The following is a 2,398-nucleotide window of genomic DNA, read 5'->3' on the forward strand; positions in this document are numbered from 1 at the left end:
AGTTATTCCTTGATTTGTTCGATTCCAACGTTGCGGCCAATGCGTTTGACGCCAACGTCCTTGGCTCTGCCCACCTTGGATCGCTTGACCTGGTGCGCAAGTCGGTCAATATGGATGGTCTTGCGCTACTCCAAGGCGACCGGGAAGAAGCGGCAACGCGCTACCTTTACCGGGCGTGGAAATCAACAGACGTTCAAGGGCGTGGCCTGCACTTCCTGCGCACTTATCTGCAAATGATGTTCCCGAACCTTTGTGAGGTGGAGCAACTCTGGCAGGATAAATCACAACCCTACCCAACGGCTCTTTTTACTGGAAAGCCCAGGGTTAGCTTCTGGCTTTACGCGCTTGGCGAGCCTGGTTTAAAGCTAAACGGAAGATGGAAGGTCGGCGGGCAACGACCAGTAGAAGATTTTGCAACGGAATCCAGCAGATTTCCTGATCTGTCCGGAATGTTCCTCACCAGCAGAATAGAGATCGCTCTTGACTTCAGCGTTCAGGTCACCTCGGTAGCCAGTCTGATGCACATCATCCGGTCGGTCATCCCGGCCCGGCTGTTGCCGTTGTTCAGGTTCATGCTGCGCTTTATGCTGTATGTCCAGGCGAGGCTGTCCGCACAGCTCTTAATGGAAAAAAAGACGCGTATCCGCTACCCATGGTGCGGTCTTGTCATCAGTGATTCCGACGATATTCGCTGGTCGCTCGGAAGAGACGGGGCGCTGGTAACCCTTCCTCTTCCATTCGGAACGTTCAAGGTTGGCGAAAAGCGCGGCGGCATGTCCGTTTGGCGTCTAAGGAATTGTCGCGTATCGAGTTCGTCAACCCTGCAAAAAACGGCGTCAGCCAGCGTTTACCGACTGCCAAAACTTTCCGAGACAGGCCGTCGCCTTGATAGCACCTGGAAGGTCGGTGGATACGGCGCAGACACGGACAGTTCCGCAAATATTTACATTTCCGCGCGCATGGATAGTCCGCAAGACTTGATTGTCACGCACCATGAATACGCCCGAATGGACTATCCGGCAACGCCTTCGAAGCTGGCCAGTTTCGCTCGACTTTCCGGGTGGCGACGGCTTGATGGGCAATGGGGTATTGGAGCAACGGCTTCACGTCGCCCGTTCGGGTTTTCATTGCGCCGAAACTCGGCCATTGAGGTTGATTCGTCTGCTGTTTTTTATTCGTCCAGCGACACCTTTGTAACACCAGAGCGGCTTACCCGCGTCACCTCAACAAAACTGGCGCCGGTCACCAGGAAGGTAGACGGAGGATGGGCGATTGGGGCTGAAAACAAGATTGGCAGATTCCATATCGACGGACGCCGGCTAAGGGCAAGGAAAATGACAATCTGCCCGAGGATTGGCGGATTCAAGGTTGCTTACGAGTACCCGGATATTGTTTTCGACCAAAATTCATCACGAACGCTGACGCTTAACGGTAGCTGGCGAATTGGCGGCCCGGCTGCGCCGATGTTCTCCTTCCGTTCGATAAGGAGTTAACGGAAAACGGGGCCGATAGCCGCCTCCTGCTGTGCAAAACTATGCTGCATTAACCAACAGGAGGTTTAAGCATGGCTGAAGCGATCACCGTCGATGCGTACAGAAAGCGATTGGCCAAGCATATGGCCGATAACAGCACGCTTGCGCCGATTTTCTACATGGCGTTCGGCGACGGAGGCCATAACGCAGACCAGACGCCAAAATCACCCTCGGCGACGGCTACTTCCCTTGCGCACGAAGTATTGCGGAAGCCGCTCGCCTCAATAACCCAGGAAGATTTGTTTTCAACGACCGGAAAAGGATCTGTTGAGGCCAACGAGCTTATCGGTTCGGCCATTTCAGAGGCGGCTTTGCTTGACTCTTCCGGCTTGCTTATTGGCCTGAAAACCTTCGCTCCCAAGCATAAGGAATCCGATGAACGCTACGAAATCAGCATCAAGCTACGCTTCTGAAAGGAGTGAATAATGGCACTTGCACATACCAGTATTACCCAGATTCCCAACAACGAGCCGGATGCTATACCTTCGTTGTGGAATACGCGCTACGTCGAGATTGACGATAACTTCTCCGGTATCGACTCAAGGATTTCGACAAACGAGGCCGAGATCAATACCGCCAGAGGCAGCAAAGGAAGCCTTGGCTTACGCCTTGATGACATGACGGCCAATATTTCGGTAACGTCTGTCGATATGCAAAACATGAGCGTGGCATCGATCATGTTCGCTATCGATCAAGCCGCCCTCGCCAACCGAAGCATCAATGTGCTGCGCAAGCAAGCGCAACAGGAAGGCGAATTTACTATCCTGAACAAGGGCATCAAATCCGGCTGCGTGGCGACAAAATCAACAAATGCCGCGCGTAACTTGAGCTTGTCTGCCGGGGCGTGTTTCGCCAACGGTCGCTTG

The 2,398-nt window shown here is 53.5% G+C and carries 3 protein-coding genes; all 3 read left to right on the top strand.

Features of this window, described 5'->3' with window-relative positions:
- The coding region (locus ACOYNV_RS27520) for a hypothetical protein (RefSeq protein WP_422903011.1) at positions 1 to 1,493 on the top strand (1,493 nt) is incomplete at its 5' end.
- A gap of 71 nt (positions 1,494 to 1,564) precedes the next feature.
- Entirely contained in the window at positions 1,565 to 1,945 is a 381-nt protein-coding gene (locus tag ACOYNV_RS27525) for a hypothetical protein (RefSeq protein WP_422903012.1), read from the top strand.
- Positions 1,946 to 1,957: 12 nt separating this feature from the next.
- The coding region (locus tag ACOYNV_RS27530) for a hypothetical protein (protein WP_422903013.1) at positions 1,958 to 2,398 on the top strand (441 nt) is incomplete at its 3' end.

Origin of the sequence: Propionivibrio sp. (genome assembly GCF_049316945.1) — a bacterium.
Taxonomy (GTDB): domain Bacteria; phylum Pseudomonadota; class Gammaproteobacteria; order Burkholderiales; family Rhodocyclaceae; genus Propionivibrio.